The 16,399-nt window shown below is 66.4% G+C and carries 13 protein-coding genes and 4 pseudogenes; 9 read left to right on the top strand and 8 right to left on the bottom strand.

All coding sequences use genetic code 11. The features are described 5' to 3' along the window. Positions 1–96 precede the first annotated feature (96 nt). The 3 genes and pseudogenes from selB to ACLBXO_RS02045 all read right to left on the bottom strand — a co-directional run bounded on the left by selB (position 97) and on the right by ACLBXO_RS02045 (position 4,238). The gene (selB, locus tag ACLBXO_RS02055) at positions 97–2,028 is read right to left on the bottom strand and encodes a selenocysteine-specific translation elongation factor (protein WP_447684335.1); all 1,932 of its coding nucleotides are present in this window, start codon (positions 2,026–2,028) and stop codon (positions 97–99) included. Between the two features lie 58 nt (positions 2,029–2,086). Continuing rightward, positions 2,087–3,460: pseudogene (locus tag ACLBXO_RS02050) on the bottom strand (ABC transporter substrate-binding protein). A gap of 307 nt (positions 3,461–3,767) precedes the next feature. Beyond that, complete coding sequence (locus ACLBXO_RS02045) at positions 3,768–4,238, bottom strand: MarR family winged helix-turn-helix transcriptional regulator (RefSeq protein WP_100253365.1); 471 nt, start codon at positions 4,236–4,238, stop codon at positions 3,768–3,770. Between the two features lie 381 nt (positions 4,239–4,619). Here ACLBXO_RS02045 and ACLBXO_RS02040 point away from each other — a divergent pair, with 381 nt between their 5' ends. After that, a complete protein-coding gene (locus ACLBXO_RS02040; RefSeq protein ID WP_447684334.1) occupies positions 4,620–5,447 on the top strand; it encodes an outer membrane protein in 828 nt (275 codons plus the stop codon). A gap of 433 nt (positions 5,448–5,880) precedes the next feature. Here ACLBXO_RS02040 and ACLBXO_RS02035 read toward each other — a convergent pair whose 3' ends face one another. Then, a complete protein-coding gene (locus ACLBXO_RS02035) occupies positions 5,881–6,555 on the bottom strand; it encodes a Crp/Fnr family transcriptional regulator (protein WP_331298285.1) in 675 nt (224 codons plus the stop codon). A gap of 182 nt (positions 6,556–6,737) precedes the next feature. Here ACLBXO_RS02035 and ACLBXO_RS02030 point away from each other — a divergent pair. From ACLBXO_RS02030 to ACLBXO_RS02010, 5 genes and pseudogenes are all read left to right on the top strand, one after another. Further along, positions 6,738–7,538: pseudogene (locus tag ACLBXO_RS02030) on the top strand (pentapeptide repeat-containing protein). 44 nt (positions 7,539–7,582) lie between these two features. Continuing rightward, positions 7,583–7,972: a thioredoxin family protein gene (locus tag ACLBXO_RS02025; RefSeq protein ID WP_447684333.1), complete on the top strand. Its 390-nt coding sequence runs from the start codon at positions 7,583–7,585 to the stop codon at positions 7,970–7,972. A gap of 7 nt (positions 7,973–7,979) precedes the next feature. After that, positions 7,980–8,699 (top strand): cytochrome c biogenesis CcdA family protein, encoded by a 720-nt coding sequence (locus ACLBXO_RS02020; RefSeq protein WP_447684332.1) that lies wholly within the window; start codon positions 7,980–7,982, stop codon positions 8,697–8,699. A gap of 218 nt (positions 8,700–8,917) precedes the next feature. Beyond that, positions 8,918–9,475 carry a sigma-70 family RNA polymerase sigma factor gene (locus ACLBXO_RS02015; RefSeq protein WP_354456434.1) on the top strand — a complete coding sequence of 186 codons (558 nt, stop codon included), beginning with the start codon at positions 8,918–8,920 and terminating at the stop codon, positions 9,473–9,475. Continuing rightward, positions 9,472–10,206 carry an anti-sigma factor gene (locus tag ACLBXO_RS02010; RefSeq protein WP_447684331.1) on the top strand — a complete coding sequence of 245 codons (735 nt, stop codon included), beginning with the start codon at positions 9,472–9,474 and terminating at the stop codon, positions 10,204–10,206. The genes ACLBXO_RS02015 and ACLBXO_RS02010 overlap by 4 nt, the downstream gene beginning before the upstream one ends. Positions 10,207–10,243: 37 nt before the next feature. Here the strand turns inward: ACLBXO_RS02010 and ACLBXO_RS02005 are convergent, their stop codons facing one another. After that, entirely contained in the window at positions 10,244–10,786 is a 543-nt protein-coding gene (locus ACLBXO_RS02005; protein WP_447684330.1) for a fasciclin domain-containing protein, read from the bottom strand. Positions 10,787–11,042: 256 nt separating this feature from the next. Here ACLBXO_RS02005 and ACLBXO_RS02000 point away from each other — a divergent pair. Then, positions 11,043–11,261: pseudogene (locus ACLBXO_RS02000) on the top strand (transposase); the annotation flags it as partial. Positions 11,262–11,583: 322 nt separating this feature from the next. Here the strand turns inward: ACLBXO_RS02000 and ACLBXO_RS01995 are convergent. The 3 genes from ACLBXO_RS01995 to ACLBXO_RS01985 form a co-directional block, all read right to left on the bottom strand. After that, entirely contained in the window at positions 11,584–11,892 is a 309-nt protein-coding gene (locus ACLBXO_RS01995; RefSeq protein WP_447684329.1) for a helix-turn-helix domain-containing protein, read from the bottom strand. Positions 11,893–12,562: 670 nt separating this feature from the next. Then, positions 12,563–12,754: a hypothetical protein gene (locus tag ACLBXO_RS01990; RefSeq protein WP_447684328.1), complete on the bottom strand. Its 192-nt coding sequence runs from the start codon at positions 12,752–12,754 to the stop codon at positions 12,563–12,565. Continuing rightward, positions 12,754–14,916 carry an AAA family ATPase gene (locus ACLBXO_RS01985; RefSeq protein WP_447684327.1) on the bottom strand — a complete coding sequence of 721 codons (2,163 nt, stop codon included), beginning with the start codon at positions 14,914–14,916 and terminating at the stop codon, positions 12,754–12,756. Before ACLBXO_RS01985 ends, ACLBXO_RS01990 begins: the two co-directional genes overlap by 1 nt. A gap of 488 nt (positions 14,917–15,404) precedes the next feature. Here ACLBXO_RS01985 and ACLBXO_RS01980 point away from each other — a divergent pair. Together ACLBXO_RS01980 and ACLBXO_RS01975 are read left to right on the top strand one after the other, a co-directional pair. Next, a pseudogene (locus ACLBXO_RS01980) lies at positions 15,405–15,542 on the top strand (IS110-like element ISMex17 family transposase); the annotation flags it as partial. A 220-nt stretch (positions 15,543–15,762) separates the two neighbouring features. Next, positions 15,763–16,395 (top strand): HNH endonuclease family protein, encoded by a 633-nt coding sequence (locus ACLBXO_RS01975; protein WP_447684326.1) that lies wholly within the window; start codon positions 15,763–15,765, stop codon positions 16,393–16,395. The last annotated feature ends 4 nt before the right edge of the window (positions 16,396–16,399 follow it).

Below are 16,399 nucleotides of genomic sequence, written 5' to 3'. Positions count from 1 at the left end.
CCCGAAAGGTTTCAGCTCGGGCTGGGATAAGCGTCCCACCGTCATGCCCACCGTGGCAGGACGGTGGGATCCGGCCCCGACCCTTCATGCGTGGCGTCATGCCAATCTGATCGAGGCCAGGACGCGCCAATCGGTGCGGATGCGGCGTCCCGCCTCGATCCGCACCGTGAACCCCCGTCCATCGAAGAACTCCAAGAGCGGCATGGTCAGGTTGCGGCCGATGCCGGCCATCTCGCGAAATCGCCCGACCGTCAGCAGGCCCTCGGGATGCTCCCGCGCCACCGCGTCCGCGATGCGCGCCAGTTCGGCGACTGCCTCCGGCAGCGCGTAGTAGCTATTCGAGACACGCACGAGCCAGCCGAGTCGGCCGACCTTGTCGAGGAGGCGGCGGAGCTCGTCGGGCTGGCGGCCCAGGCGCTCGGCGAGCACGGTGAGGCGGGGCTGATCCAAGCCCGCCTCCTCCAGCACGGCGCGAACGGTGTCGTAGACGACGGCGTCGGCCGGACGCAGGCGCGCCACGTGGCCGGGCAGGTGCAGGAGCGCGCCGCGTCGCAGTACCCGTTCCGTCCGGACGAGGCCGTCGAGGGCGGCCGGGAGGGCGGGACGGTCCCCGGCCTCCACCGTCGATGCGATCTCGTCGTGAGTGAGCCCGGGGTTGTCGGGCTGCGCCATGTGCGTCCGGGCGAGTTCGGACACCACGCGCGCGGCCAGCACGGCGATCCGCGAACCCTGGAACGCGAGCCGCGGGCCATCCTCCGCGACGACCGCACCCTCCTCCGCGACGAGGGCGTCCAGCATCGCCGCGGGCAAATTGCGCAGGCGGGCGAGGCGGACGAGGTCGACCCCGGGTCCGGAGGTGGCGAGGAGGCCTCGGAGGGCGCGGCCGTCATCCACGGTGTCGAGCGCAGCGACGACCGCCCGGCGTTCCGGCGTCCAGGGGCCTCGGCGCGGCCCGTCCACGTCTAGCACCCAACCGCCCCCGAGCGTACGCACGGCTGAGACGTCGCGCAGGACGAAGCGGTCACCGGCCAGGGCGCCGATCTCGCGGTCGAGCGTGATCACTGCCCGGGCGGTCGCGCTCGGTTCGACCGAGCCAGCCCCAGGGAGCAACAACCGTCCCGTCACCGCGGCCGCCCCGAGATGGAGATGCACCGGGGTACGGTGGCGCAGGGGCCGACCCTCGTGCGGCAGCACGCGCACGGAGACGTCGAGGCGGGTCGCCGGACCGTGCAGGTCCGGCGCCAGGACCCACGTGCCCCGACCCACGTCGTCGACGGACAGCCGGGGACCAACCAGGTTCAGGGCGCAGCGCTCCCCAGCGCGCGCGGTCTCGGCCACCGCGTTGTGGACGCGCACGCCGCGCACCCGGACCTCGCGCGCGCCGGGCGAGACGAGCAGCCGGTCGCCCACGCGGACCGTGCCGGCATGTACCGCGCCGGTCACGACCAAGCCGGCACCGGGCACGGTGAAGTGCCGGTCGACGGCGAGCCGGAAGCCGCGGTCAGCACCGGTCGGGACGCGGGAACGAGCCGTGGCCTCCAGCAGGCGGGCGAGGTCGTCGATGCCCGATCCCGTCAGCGCCGAACAGGCGACGACCGGCGCTCCCGCGAGGCCGGTACCTGCGAGGAGGGCATGTATCTCCACGGTCACCGCGGCGATGCGCTCCGGGTCAGCGCGGTCGGCCTTCGTCACGGCGACGATGCCGCGGTCGAGGCCGAGAAGGTCGAGGATGACGGCGTGCTCGCGGGTCTGCGGCATCACCCCGTCGTCGGCCGCGACCACCAGCAGCGCGCAGGACACACCAGTGGCGCCCGCCACCATGGTTCGTACCAGGCGTTCGTGCCCCGGCACGTCGACGAAGCCGAGCGGGACCCGCAGGCGACCGTCCCGCGGCGCGTAGGCGAAGCCAAGATCGAGAGTGATGCCCCGGGCCTTCTCCTCGGGCAGCCGGTCGGCGTCGATGCCGGTGAGCGCCTTCACCAACGCGGTCTTGCCGTGGTCGATGTGGCCGGCGGTGACAACGATCATGCGGCCTTCTCGTCCGCGGAAGGTGGCGGCGCGGGAGCCCCCCGCGCCGCCTTCCGCCTCAACCCTTGATCCGGGTCTCGGCGAGTTCGGACATGCAGGTGTCGTAGGGCGTGAACGCCACCCGGTCCGACACCGCGAACAGGGTGAAGGGCGAGTACAGGAACAGGGCCTTGGCCTCGTCCTGTAGGTACCGCTCCACCTCGCGCACCACCCCCTCCGTCCCGGTCTCCGGCGTATGCAGGAGCTTGTCGTAGAGGGCGTCGAACCTCGGGTCTTCCGGACCCTGGCGCAGGGTCGCGTCCTTCCCGAAGAATTCACGGTGCACGCAGGCCACCGGATATTGCGGCGTCCAGTCGAAATACCATTCGAGCTTGACGTCGAACTCCTCCGGCAGGTCGCCCCGGTCGCTGACGAAGCGGCAGCCCAGGCCGACCTTGGCGAGGCACTGGCCGATGGCCTCCACCACGCCCTTCCAGGCGGGCGACGCCACGAAGACCAACTCCCGCCCCCCGAGGCCCAGGCCGTCGAGCGTGCGCTTGGCACCCTCGGGGTCGTGTAGCATCGGCTTCATGTCCGGGTCCGCGCCGTAGCGGCCGGGCTGGATGAAGGCCGGGATCACCGTGCCGTAGCCATGCGCTCCGTGCTCCAGCACGAAGGCCTGGTCGATGGCGAGGTTGAGCGCCCGGCGGGCCTCCGGTTTGCGCCAGGGCGAGTCCGGACGGTTCTCGTTGAAGACGCCCGTCAGGATCGTCTTCGCCTTCTTCGTCTGGATCTTGCCGTGCTCGCTTGCCGGGAAGGCGTGCGCCTCGTCCGGCGTCAGGTCGAACACCACGTCGACCCGGCCGTCACCGGACGCCACCGACTTGATGCCCTCGGCCTTGCCGATCACGTTGTCGTAGACGATCCGGACCGTCGGCCTGCGGGCCGGGTTCCAGTACGTCGGGTTGGGCTCCATGACCACGCGGTCGGAGCGGCTATCGATGAGCGAGACGCCCTCGGTGAGCACGAACGGGCCAGTCCCCCACGGACCAGGCGCGTCGATGACTCACCAATGACCTTCTGCCGAACCCGTCTTCGGGTCGACGAAGCCCCACTCGTTCCAGAAGCGCGTAGACGGTAGGTGCATGCCGCGCAGCTTCATCAGCGCCGCGGAGTCCCCGCCAGGGAAGCGCATGCGAATGGTGCGCTCGTCCACCGCCTCGCAGGTCACGTCCCGGGCGAAGTTCAGGAAGGCGCCCGGCGGGTGCGGATTGGTCCATTCCTGAACCTTGTCGAAGCCGAGCTTGAACATCGCCGCGTTGAAGGGCTCGCCGTCCTGGTAGACCGCGTCCCGCATCGTGAGTTCGAGGGTCTCCTTGTCGAGCCAACGCCAGCTCTCGGCGAGGCTTGGCTGGCCGATGCCGTCGTGGTCGACGCGGTTGGCCTCCTCCATCGTGTTCCAGGTGATGGAAAGCCAATTCACCGGCGACGGGTCGACCACCGTCACCGTGTTGTGGGGTCCCCAGGGCTGGCCGCCCCCTGGATCCCCGGTCGCTTGCGCGTCCATATTTCCTCCTATGTTCGACCCGCATGGCGTGCGGGCATCGTCCGGCCCATCGCGAGCCGACAAGTTGGAGGGCGCCGGCAATGACGCATGGCCCTCGATAGATCCGCCCGGGTCGCCGGCCATCCCGCCGTCGAACCCACGCAGGAAAAGTTCGCCTCCGCAGGGAGCATCGCCGCCTGCGCGCGGTGCATCCTCAGTCCGGGTCGTCGTCCCGGGCCATGCCCGTCGCGGCGACGCGGTCGGCGAGTTCCTTTAACTCCTGGCGCAGGTCGGCGAGGTCGCGGTCGCCTAGCCCGGTGCGGCAGACGACGGCCTGCTGGGCCTCTGAGACCCTGACCTCCAACGACCGGCCCGTCTCCGTCAGGGCGACGAGGACGACGCGCCGGTCATCGGCACGGGCGCGAGTGACGAAACCCGCAGCCTCCAGCCGGTCGACCAGGGGCGTGATCGCGCTGGACGTGAGTTGCAGCCGGGTGGCCAGGTCATGCACCGCCGTCACGCCGTCCTGCCAGAGCGCCAGCATGACGAGGTACTGCGGGTAGGTCAGCCCGAGCTCGCCCAGAAGCGGCCGGTAGGCGCGCACGACCGAGTTCGTCGCGGCGTAAAGGGCGAAGCAAAGTTGGTCGTCAAGCCTGAGCCCAGGCTGCTTAGTCGATGTCGCCATTGAGCGGCGCTCCGTTCAGACCTGAATCATTCACGCGTGAACGGTGCTGTCAACCCGTCGGTTTCCCTGGCCGCACCCGAGAACGACACCGGCGCGCAGATCGCCCGAATGCGCGGCGATTGGGTCGGCAGGACCGGAAATGGTGAAATTTTGGCACGAGAGAGCAGGGAGATGGATTAAAGGCCAGCCTGAGACGTTTATCTTGCCCCCAAATAGATACGGCAATGTCGTTGCCGTTTTCCAGTCGGGACACTTAGTCTAGCCGACATCAGAAAATGATTTGAAGCAGCTTTAGTTCGGGATGTGACTTGGATGGTACATCGGTGCGCTGCGTTATCGTCTAACTTGCGGCGCGATTGGTGTCACGAACAAGAGATTGCTGTGATTAAAAACCTGCTTGGTGTTCTGGTTGCGAGCACTGCTCTGACCGGCGCCGCCTCGGCCGCCGACCTGCCGCGCCGCGCCGCCCCGCCGCCAGTGTTCACCCCCGTCCCGGTCTTCACCTGGACCGGCGCCTACTTCGGTATCAACGCCGGCTACGCCTACACCGAGGCGGACACGATCCGGACCGTCGGCATCGGCGCCCTTCAGAGCAACGTGAACAACCTGCTGCGCAGCCCGGCCGTCCGCCTGCCGCAGGACGGTTTCTCTGCCGGTGGTCAGGTCGGGTACAATTACCAGTTCACCCCCGGCTCCGGCATCGTCGTCGGTATCGAGGCTGACGCCCAGTACATGGATCTGCAGCGCACCGGCGTGCAGTCGATCTTCCGTCCGGCCTTCAACCCGAACGTCCTGACCAACACGTACCGGACGGACCTGAGCTTCCTCGGCACCGTCCGCGGCCGGGTCGGCTACGCCTTCGACCGCGTGTTCGTTTACGGCACCGGCGGCTTCGCCTACGGCGACGTGACCCAGCGCGTCGGCTTCCAGACCGCCGCGCCGCTGACCTATTTCGGTAGCCGCTCGCGGATCGATACCGGCTACGCCTACGGCGGCGGCATCGAGTACGCCTTGCCCACCGACTCGTTCCTGAACTTCTTCCGGTCGAACGCCGTGACGATCAAGGCCGAGTACCTGCGCTACGACCTCGGCAGCCACAACCTGCTAGTCGGCTCCGTCGGCGGCCCGGGCGTCGGCTACATCTCCCGCTTCCGGACCGAGGGCGCCATCGCCCGCGCCGGCCTGAACTTCAAGTTCGGCTCTTACTGAGATCCGGTCGAGCTGCTCCCGGCCTGCGCGCCGGGAGATGCGACGGTGGGCGAGGGGTAGTTGGTCCTCCTCGTCGCCTTCCGCCGCATGAGAGCAGCCCTCCGGCTGACCTTCGTATCCCCAGCCCGATCAAACTGGCCGCGAGGTCGGCTACACCCTGGGAGCCCCCGCTCCTGGGGTGCTTTTTGATACGACCACTTCCCAGTCGGGGCCGCATATGCCGAACGAGTGCTCGGGAGCGGTCGCGAAGGGCTATGGCCGACCAGTCGCTGGTGGCCTGCTCCAATTAATCCCAGAGCGTCCGCTTCGTCCGGGCCTGCGCCGGAAAGAGTCTCGGCCGTAATCCACCCTGAACGGCCATCTTGCTTCCGACCCAATCCAGTCGAAAAGCTCGATCCGCCTCGGCCGAGAAAGCAGACAACCCACGCCCAAGTCACTGCCGACCTGCGGCCGCCAAGCTGGCACGGTCAACGATTTCGATTGCGCCCCGACGAAGTTCGATCAGGCCCGCCTCTGCCCATTGCCCCAGGAGGCGGCTGACCACCTCACGAACGCTGCCGATGTCGTCCGCGAGCTTCTGATGGGTCACCGCGGCGACACCCCGCGGATCGGCCTCGGCCAGGAGCCGTTGCGCGAGGCGCTGCTTCAGCGGCGCGAATGCGACCTCATCGATCAGCGTGAACAGGCCGGACATCAGCCGCGTGTAGTCGTCCATGACGAAGCTGCGGAACGCGGCGCTCTCGCCCATCAGATGCTGGAACGTGCCCACCGGCAGAGCCGCCAACTCGGTCTTCTCCTCGGCCACGCTCTGCGCCGGGAACGTGCCGCCGGACAGCAGGCACTGCGTGGTCAGGGCACAGGTGCCGCCGGGGCCGACCTTGTAGATCAGCACCTCGCGCCCGCCCTCGGACATCCGGAAGATGCGCGTGCGGCCTTCCAGGCACATCAGGTAGTTGGCGCACTCGCCATCAAGTTCGTAGGCGATGGCGCCGGCGTCCAGGACCGGGAAGTGGACGGTTCCCCGGGCGATCTGCAGGTGCGCCGGGCTGAGCGCTTGAAGCAGCGGAAACCGGTCGATCCAACGTTCGACCTTGTGGGCATCCGTCATGGCGGCACAGTCCCCCGGCCATGACGACGGGCTGATCGTCCGGCTCGCGTTGCGTTTTTCTCCCGCCGCGCCGGACTTGTGTGACCTGGGTCACCGACCGGGTGCAGCGGGCCGGCATAGCATCGCGCCACAACGAACACGATAAGGCGCCCGCCATGTGTGGCGCCGCCGGGAGTGAACCGATGCGCCGCCTCGCCCTCAGCTTCATGCTCGCCGTCCTCGCAGCCTGCCCCGCCTCGGCCGAACAGGACCTGCTGCTCGGGGCGGACATGTCCTCGCCCGCCATGACCAAGGCCGAGATGTGCCGCGCCGACGTCGAGACGATGATCAAGGCCGCGGACGGCAAGCCGGTCGACCTGCACGACAAGTCCCTCTCCGGGCTCGATCTCTCAGGGCTGAACCTCCGGGGCGTCAACCTACGGACGGCGCGCCTTAACAAGGCCAACCTCCGTGGCGCAGACCTCAGCGGCGCGAACCTCGAACAGGCGTGGTTTCTGAAGGCCGACCTGTCCGGCGCCAAGCTCGCGGACGCGAAGATGTTTGGCATCACCGCCCGGGACGCCAATTTCAGCGGCGCCGACCTCAGCCGCTCCATGCCCATCGGAGACTTCAAGGGCGCTAACATGAGCGGCGCGACGTTGGTCGACCTCAAGGGTGGGGCCGACATCAAGAACCAGTCCATGGGCCTGATGCGGACGGTGTTCACCTCGGTGAACCTCTCCGGCGCGAACCTGTAGGGAGCCAACCTCGGCCGGTCGCGCCTTGAGTATGCCAACCTCAAGGACGCCGACCTCACCGACGTGATGCTGATGAGCTCGGATTTGTCAGGCGCCAACCTGACCGGCGCCACAGTCACGGGCGCGGACTTCAAGAACGTCGACGTCAGCGGTGCTCGGCTCATCGACCTCAAGGGGCAGGCCGAGGCCAAGGACTGGGCGGAAAGGGTGAACGTCGACCGCGCCGTCACCCAGGCGACCAATTGAGCCGGCCGTCTGCCTAGACCCATCACCAAGGACACAGACAGCCCATGACCACCCGTCGCTTCCTTCTCGGCGCCCTGGCTGCCGCTCCCTTGCTGTTCGGTACCGCCGCGAATGCCGCCGAGGCGGTCTTCAGCCCCGAGGCCTTCGAGGCGGCGCAGAAGGCGGGCAAGCCGATCCTCGTCCACGTCACCGCGCCGTGGTGCACCGTCTGCGCGGCGCAGAAGCCGATCCTGGCTAAGCTGGAAGCCCAGCCCCGGTTCAAGGACCTACAGGTGTTCGACGTCGACTTCGACAGCCGGAAGGACGTGCTGAAGCGGTTTGGCGCGACGAGGCAGAGCACCCTGATCACCTTCAAGGGTGAGAAGGAGACGGGTCGTTCGGTCGGCGATACCCAGCCGGAGTGGATCGAGGGCGCCGTCGAGAAGGCGTTGTAGGTCGGTCGTGGCCACGACGTTCGGCCTCGCGTTTATCGCCGGCATCCTCTCGGTGCTGTCACCCTGTGTGCTGCCCTTGCTGCCGCTGGTGCTTGGTGCCGCGGCATCGGAGGACCGGCTCGGCCCCGCAGCCCTCGCCGCCGGCCTCGCGCTGTCCTTCGTGGCTATCGGGCTGTTCGTGGCGACTGTGGGGTTCGCCATCGGTCTCGACGACGATGTCTTCCGTACCGTCGCGGCCATAATGCTGGTCCCAATCGGGCTCGTCCTGATGGTTCCAGCTGCCCAGACCCGGCTCGCCGTCACCGCCGGTCCGGTGAGCAACTGGATCGAGAGCCGGTTGGGCGGTTTCTCGACAGCCGGGCTCCTTGGGCAGTTCGGGGTCGGGCTGCTGCTAGGGGCGGTCTGGAGCCCCTGCGTTGGGCCGACCCTGGGCGCTGCGTCCCTCCTCGCCGCTCAGGGGCGGGACCTGGGCACGGCGGCGCTTACGATGCCCCTGTTCGGTCTCGGCGCCGCCCTGCCGCTCCTGCTCCTCGGTACGCTCTCGCGCGAGGTGCTGATGCGCTGGCGCGACCGGATGATCGGGCTCGGCAAGGGGCTGAAGGTCGCCCTGGGCGCCATCCTCGTGGCCACCGGCCTGATGATCGCCACAGGCTACGACAAGGCTGCGGAGACTGTCCTGGTCAACGCCTCGCCGGCCTGGCTTACGAACCTGACCACCCGGCTTTGATGGCGGGCACGCCGTAGACACTCTTCGTCAAACCGTGCTCGGGCCGGCAAAAGGCGAGCGGCGGTGAGAGGGTATCGCGGCCGATGGCGGGCGCCGCGCGAACCCCTTTGACGGCTCGCACGTGTCCCTCCGGACGAAGCCATGCCATAGGTATATCCTGAACCAGCCGATGCGCCGGAGCCCGCCGGAATTCGCTTTCCCGCGGCAAGGGAGGAACCGTGCCGAACGTGGGGACTCCTGCAAACGCGGACCTCGCGCGGCTGATCGCGGCCGTGGCCACGGGCGACCGCCTGGCCCTGCGCGCGCTCTATGACGCCGCCGCCCCGAAACTTCTTGGGATCATCCTCCGTATCCTGAGGGACAGGGACGCGGCCGAGGATGCGTTGCAGGAGGTGTTCGTGCGCATATGGCAGCGTGCAGGCACCTATGATCCGAGGACCGGGCCTGCGACCGCATGGCTCGGCGCCATCGCCCGGCACAAGGCCATCGACCGCCTTCGGCAGGATCAGGCCACCCGCCTGACCCAGGCCGACGAGGACTGGTTCGAACGCCTCGCCGATACAAGCGACGGCGAGGCGGACCTCGCCCGCCGTGACGCCCTCGCGCATTGCCTCGAAGCCGTCGAGCCCGCCCAGCGCGACTGCCTCGTCCTCGCCTATTGCGAGGGCTGGTCACGCGAGGAGTTGGCGGCACGGCACGACCGCCCCGTCAACACGGTCAAGACGTGGCTGCGCCGCGGCCTCATGAGCCTGCGCGGCTGCCTGGAGGCGACATGAGCGGCGATGCTGGCACGGGCGCCGCGCCCTTCTGGGCGGAGGATCCCAGCGGCGCGGCTGGGGAGTACGTCCTCGGGACCTTAGCCGCCGACGAGCGCGCCGTCTTCGCCTTGGCTATGGAGGGGGACGCCTCCCTCCGCGCGACGGTGGCCGACTGGGAGGCGCGGCTCGCTCCGCTCACGGCGACGGCCCCATCGGTCAAGCCTGCGCCCGACGTATGGGATGCAATCGAGGCCAGGATCGGGACGGATCGCTCACCTGAGGTCGATGCCGGTGGCGCGACTGTCCGCAGGCTGGAGCGCGGGCTGCGGATCTGGCGGCTTGCCGCGGGGGCTGCGACCGCGCTCGCGGCCGGCCTCGCCCTCTGGCTCGCGGTCGGGCCGCGGCCTTCCGCCACCGACCGACAGTACCTGGCCGTGGTCGACCGCGGCGGCACCCTGCCGGCGCTGATCGTGCGCGTCGATCTCGACGGCGGCACCGTGCAGGTCCGCAGTCTCTCGGCGGAGACGCCGCCGGACCGCAGCCTGGAGCTCTGGTTCGTGGGGGCGAATGCCGCGCCGCGCTCGCTGGGCCTCGTCACTGACCCGGCGGCACGCCTGCCCGTGCCGGCCGCCCTCCGTGCCGGTGCGGAGGGTGCGACCCTCGCGGTGTCGGTTGAGCCGAAGGGCGGCTCGCCGACCGGTGCGCCAACAGGCCCGGTCGTCTATTCCGGAAAGCTCCTGCGCGAATGAGGCGGGCTCCGGCCTCCGCCGGCGCCCGCCCCCGCGATCAGGGCATCAGCACGCCGCTAACGACGTGGATGACGCCGTTCGACTGCATCACGTTCGGGATGGTCACCGGAACAGTGTTGCCCTTCACGTCGGTGACGTAGACTTTCTTGCCCCTGGCCGAGACGGCGAGCGGCTCGCCCTCGACGGTGGTGAGCTGGTTCTGTCCCTCCGGCTTCTTGGCGAGCGCCATCAGGTCCTTGGCGGTGTAGACGCCCGGGACGACGTGGTAGGTCAGGATCTTCGTCAGCGTCGCCTTGTTCTGCGGCTGCACGAGGTTTTCCACCGTGCCCGGCGGCAGCTTGGCGAAGGCGGCGTTGGTCGGCGCGAACACCGTGAACGGGCCCGGACCGTTCAGCGTGTCGACCAAGCCGGCTGCCTTCACGGCTGCGACCAGCGTGGTGTGATCCTTCGAGTTGACCGCGTTCTCCACGATGGTCTTCTGGGCGTACATTGGCGCGCCGCCGACCATCGGGTTCTTGGCGAGCGCCGGCGCAGCGACGAGGCTGAGGCCGAGAGCGACGCTTAGAAGGGTCTTGGACATGGTGTCTCCCTGATACTGCGCCCCTCCAGGGGCGTCGCAGGGGCCTACGGGGCTCGGCGGGGGAAAAGTTTCAGGCCTGTCCGACGCCGCCGCAAATGCGTCCGAAGCCCCAACTGACCTCACTTGCGGTGACACGGTGGTATCGATCAACCCATTCGCGCGTTGACGTTTCCTATCGCCCACGGGTCGGACAGACGTGCATGCCATGTATTCGGACACGCCACGTCTGGGAGATAAATCTTTGCCGCCCATCGGCGGGCACGGCATCGAACTGGAGGTGACAAAGTTGCCCGAGGCCAAGCCCGGCTTCGTGCTCCTGCCGCGCCGGTGGGTGGCCGAGCGCTCTTTTGCCTGAGCCACCCGCTTCCGCAGGCTCGTCAAAGATTACGAGCGCTATGCGAGCACACTGGCAGACCTCCACCTCGTCGCTTTCGCCTACCTCATGCTCAGACAAGCCGCTCCGCTCGCCAAAGGCCCACAACAACGTCTAGTCATCTCGGCGGTGAAGGAATCCCTGCCATCGCTCTCGCGAGGAAGCGATGGCAGGTCATTGAGGCATTGATGTCCGCTTCTGAAATGTTGTCCGCCTCTGCTGAATGACCGAGATGGGCGCAAAGCGGAACGTCAGCTCTCCGATTCGAGCACTGCTACGTGGCCACAAAGCATATCTTGGCAGCTATCTGCCGTTGTTTAAAGCATTCGCCATCCACAAAATATGATTCCACGCGGGATCGCTGTTTAGATGCGTCACTTGATGGCAGAATAAAGCTTCGCGCGAACGGTTAGCTATAAATAATTTACCGATTATTTGCCAACCAATGCTCCACCGCGCTTATGAACTCCTGTCGCATGCCGCCCGATGCTGCAACCGAGAGCATCGAGCCGAGTGCGGCTGCTGGATCGGGAAGCGACCGCTCAATCGAGTTCTCGTGTTTGGTCGGCACGGCATATCGCTCGATCAAGCGGATCAAGTAGATGGCATAGGCCGGGGGTCCCCGCTCGGCCCAAAGATGCACGGTGCGACGTGAAACACCAATCTCCTGCGCGAGTCCGATCTGGGTACGCCCAAGCCGACGCAAGACGGCTTTAAACTCGTCTCCATTCATGATTGTTTGAGATCCTTGCCGATGCGGCGCCCGAGATGCCCCTCGCATAGTCGCGCAGAGAAATCTGGAGGCTTCCGTCGTTCCTTTGATCGGGAGCTTTATCGAAGGAATGGTAACATCTCCTACAGCCATGCCGCGATAGGAGTGACCCTCGTGATCCACGAGCAACTCCGGACAGGCTTATCCCTATGGCTTTTGGCCGTACTCCCCAGGACGAGCGTCTCAAAGCAGAGCACCTCCAAGCCGAACAGCAAGCCGAGGAAATCGACCTCCTTCAACGTCGCACGAAGGAACGGTCTGTGGTGGTCGAGCACAAGCGGTCACGCACCTCACGCCTGACCGGACTTGAACCAAACCCCTCGTCCGCGACGACCACCATCCAAGTGACCCAGAAGATCAGAAGTCAGAAAAATTCGCTCGGCGCCGTGGAGAAGCGACCACCTCCGAGAATCGAGCTTGCCCCGGTTGGAGCAGTTCCAGGGAAAAAGTAGGGTTCGGCAACGGAAATCCGTTTCTGCCGGCAACACGAGGCCAGATTGGAAGATCGCGTGCTTGCGAAGGGATGAAAGGCTCCGACGCGGGAAACATATTTGCCTTACGCGCCGGGGCCTAACACAGTGACGTTTGTTGGCGGATCGTCCGAGCCAACAACGCTTCACTCCGCAAAATCTCAGTCCTGGGCAAATCCACGACTGAGATCACGCCTAATTTCTTCAAACTCTACTCGTCTTCTTACTATCTCGGTCAGACCCTCGATGAGAATCTCGCGATCGCCGTCGAAGATCTCGCACAGGGCGTGTATTGCGTCTGCGAGCGGCTGTAGATCGCCCATGTCGGAGGCGGAAGGCGGGAGCGCGAACATCACTGCACCTCCTCGACCTTAGAGACTATCTCGCATAAATTCCCTTCGTCGTTCGCCGCCAAGGCGCAATCGATCTCTGCGCGGGACAGGTAGCCCTCTCTCTCGAGGAGGCGGGCGATCGCTTGCAGGGCCGGCCTGCGCTCGCTGAGAGTCGCTCGTGCCCGCTCACCCGCACGACGGAGTCGCTCGGACACCGCGGGCAACAGACCTGCGATCATGACCATCTCACCGGATGCCGGCTCTAGGTGGATGTTGCCGAGGTGGCCGAAGCCATAGGCCAACTCGATGTTGCGTGCGATGCGCGTCGCCATCGCGAGATCCGATTCAGGTCCAAGCCCTGCGCCGGCCGAGCCAGCGCCGAGTTCGATCTCCTCAGCGACTTTACCTCCCAGGATCGAAGCCAGTGCCGCCTCGAGGCCAGCAAAAGTCGTAGCACCATCGCCGGCTAGCGACACCAGCGTCTGGCCGCCGTCGTCGTGCAACGACAACTCCATGAACGCGCCGAAGCCCAAGGCGTGGCCGACGATCGCGTGACCGGCTTCATGAACGGCGACACGGTACCTCTCCTCCGGAGAGAGCGGCCGGCGCCCTTGTCGGATCTCGATCAGCAGATCCCCCACAGTCACGTCTCTGCCGCTTCGACGCGCGGCTCCCTTGGCGCGCCGGACGAACGCTTCGACATCGGCGCCTGTCATCCCTCGCGCGGCCAGCGCCAGCGGCAGTGTCGATTGATCCGCCAGGATCCCTGCTCCGATGTGATGCCGGAAGATTCGAGCGAGCGCGGCCGTGTCAGGTTTCGCGATCTCAATCTCCCGATCCAGGCGACCGGCCCTTTTCACCGCAGGATCGATCTGATCCGGGTGGTTCGTTGCCGCGACGACGACGACGCCCGGCCTCTCCTCCATGCCGGCCAGTAGCTCGAGGAACAGATTCACGATCTGCGTCCAGTACTGGACGTACTCGCCTCGGATCTGCGCACGATCGGAGATGCCGTCGAGTTCGTCGATGAACAGGATGCACGGTGCTTGCGATCTAGCCTGGGCGAAGACTATGCGGATGGCCTGTAACGTTCCGGACAGGTAGCTCGAAGCGTTCCATTCGGCGACTGACGTTGCCACCAACGGCACCCGGGCGCTTTTCGCCAAAGCTTTGGCAAAACTCGTCTTTCCGACGCCAGGCGGGCCCGATAACAATAGCCCCCGGTGGTCGAATTCCTCCCACCCAAGACGTCCAGCCCTATAGGCCTGGAGATCGGCAGCGGCGGCCAGTCCCCAGGTCTTGGCCTCGCCATAGCCGTCCAACACCTCCAGGGGCGGCCCCTCGCCGAGATAATCAGCCTTGGCGGCGACGATTTTCTCGAGCGCTTCGATGCAGGCATCTGGCGTGCCGGTCCGTCGGAAAGCGACAGGCAGATCCGCGATGTCGATCATGCGAAGCAGATCGGGATCGATCTCCCGCGATGGCATGCCGCCGGCGACGGCCTCGATCACGAGCGTGAGACCGGCCTGGTCAAGATTCATGAGAGCGATCCGATGCTCGGATGAGCGCGTCAGGTCACGCGGCAACTGCCGCACCGGATCGGGCGAGATACCGACGATCGGAATCCGAACATGAAGAGCCGCGCGGATCGCCTCGTTGCCCTTGTCCGGCCTCGCCTCAGTCCCGATCCCATCGCAGACGAATAGCGCGGCATGCCGGCGAGTCAGTTCACGGCCTGCTCGCCCTACAGCGAGATCGACGATTTTGGCCTGGGACCGGAACAGGCACTTCTCGGCGACGATCCGGGCCGGCTCGACGAGATCCGAGACGTTCGTCGCGAGGGAGACCACAGGCGCTTCCCGACGAAGGCGCCGTACGAGGCCCGTCTCGGCGGCTACGGCGCGCGCGAGCATGACGGCAACAGCAGCCAGGTCGGCCGGGATCGGTACATGAGCCGATTCGGGTCGGTCAGCCTCGTCCTGCGCGACGATCTGCTCCACGGCATCGTCGTCGAGCGAAAGTCCGTCTTCGTAGGCATCTGAACTGAAGCGTTGACTTGCCTTGAGCCGCTTGCGCTCTTCGTGGACGAGTTGCTGCAGAAAGGCGCGCGCGAGGCGATCGGAGGCTTCACCCGTCGGGGCGGGCGGGATCGAACCTGCGGATGCATAGGTTGGGAATGGCATACGAGATCTCCCACGGTCGGGCGTGGGTAGGCGCCGACCGTCAGCTTTGCTGCTGGGATGGTGCGGCGACGCGGCTGACTCGACGAAGTCGAGACGCTCTGCAGGCATCGCTTTAGGAGATCGCCTGCTTCATAGGCGATCTCCAGTTTGTAGAACACAAATAGAACAACTGATACCGGCGCTGGGTTTTGTCCACAAGCTGGGCTTGCATCGTGCTGTGTCGTCGCTGGGCTATCGGCCACCTGCGCCCGTCAGCTACCCAGATCTGGCCTTCCGGCTACCCATGACCGCGACCATGCAGTAGCCTCTTGTAACTTGATCCATCCCGCGTCGGGTATACTCCTCGGCGCGGTGGCGGGTGAGAGACCGTTAGCCTCTGGGGCCACCAAGCCCGCAATTGAGCCAGGGTCCTCGCCCGCCGTTCCATCGAACCCGAACAGTCGCTTGGGCCGCTCAACGCGAAGCCCGCTGCGCAAGGATGGGGTCAGATGGACGCTCCTGTTGTCGGGATCGACGTGGCTCGTGACCGCCTCGATATTCACGTTCATCCCGCAGGGGCAGACTTCGCCGTTGATCGTACGACCGAGGGCGTGGAGCAGCTGTGCGACGTCGAGGCGGAATTGAAGGCGATCGCCGCGAGCGCGACCGTATTTCGCCGGCTGTCCGGGGGCAACAAGGACGATGTGCTCGGCCGCTTCGGCCGGTTCTCGCGCGCCTTCGACATCTCAACGGCGACGCCGCTGGTCCTCTACCTCGGCACGACGATCGACGACCCCGTCGAACTGGGTTGCGGCACTCGCCATCATCGAGTCGTTCATCGTCCGTCGCGACATCTGCGGTCTGACGATGGCGGGCTATAACAAGGTCTTCACCGACCTCATCTCACGCCTTCGGTCAATTGATCGCCAAGTTCTGCTAGGCACCTTGCGGGACGGTCTGGCCGCGGGGACCCTCGACACGGTTCGCTGGCCCGACGATGCCGAGTTCGGCGATGCGTGGCGCTCCCGCACCCAGTACAAGCCGGCGCGGCAAGCCAGACTGCGTCACCTGTTCGAGCGGCTTGAAGAACGCAAGCGCGCGAGTGCCTCAGAGATCGTGGAGATCAAGACGGATCTCACCCTTGAGCACATCATGCCTCAGAAATGGCGGACCCACTGGCCGATCTCGGGCTTCGCTCACGAGAACGAGGCCGCCCCGAGCGCCGATTACCTCTCGCGGCAGGCTGCGCGCGAAGGCAAGGTGCACACGCTGGGTAATCTGACGCTGCTCACCCACACGTTGAACGCAGCGATCTCGAATGGGGCGTTCTCAGTCAAGATGACGGCCGTACGGGCGCAAGCAGCCTTGGTCCTGAACCGCGAGTTGCTCGACTACGACACGTGGGACGAAGACGCGATCACGACTCGCGGGGCGGCACTGTTCAAAGTCGCTTCGCAGTTGTGGCAGGCACCTCCACCAGCAGTTCCAGGACCGGTGTGACCGA

This window comes from Methylobacterium sp. C33D, from assembly GCF_053345825.1.
Note: the sequence above shows the minus strand (reverse complement) of the source record. Positions and strands in the feature narration are given on the sequence as shown.